This is a genomic window from Stenotrophomonas sp. P5_B8 (genome assembly GCF_054049855.1).
Map to the genome: position 1 here is coordinate 1 of NZ_JBFULO010000865.1, position 602 is coordinate 602.

Genomic DNA, 602 nt, shown 5'->3' on the forward strand with positions numbered 1-602 from the left:
GGTCAAGCCGGGCCAGTGGATCCTGCAGAACGCAGCCAATGGCGCGGTCGGCAAGGCACTGGCGATGCTGGCCAAGGCGCGGGGCGTGCACTGCGTAAACCTAGTGCGGCGTGATGCGGGCGTGGCCGAGATGGACGCGTTGGGCATCGAGCACACCGTGTCGACTGCACAGTCGGACTGGATGGCGAAGGTGCAGGCCAAGACCGGCGACCAGCCCATCGTCGCGGCGGTGGATTCGGTTGGCGGCCGCGCCAGCAGCGAGTTGATGACCCTGCTCGGTGATGGCGGCACGCTGGTGTCCTTCGGGTCGATGACTGGCGAGCCGATGCAGCTCAACTCGGGCGATGTGATCTTCAAGCAGGCCACGGTGAAGGGCTTCTGGGGCAGCAAGGTCAGCCAGGCGATGGCGCCGGAAGACAAGCGCCGCCTGGTCGGCGAACTGCTGCAGCTGGCCGCACGCGGCGGGCTGAGCCTGCCGGTGGATGCGGTATTCGGCCTCGATGACGTGGCTGCCGCGGCCAAGGCCAGCCTGGAGCCGGGCCGCAACGGTAAGGTGCTGCTGCGCCCGTGAACCGCGCGTAGAGCCGACCGTTGGTCGGCTG

The 602-nt window shown here is 68.4% G+C and carries 1 protein-coding gene; it reads left to right on the plus strand.

Features of this window, described 5'->3' with window-relative positions; translation table 11 throughout:
- Nucleotides 1–571 (plus strand): zinc-binding dehydrogenase (locus ACXJKH_RS21890; RefSeq protein ID WP_457322538.1); only part of this gene is annotated, 571 nt, incomplete at its 5' end.
- Nucleotides 572–602: the final 31 nt, after the last annotated feature.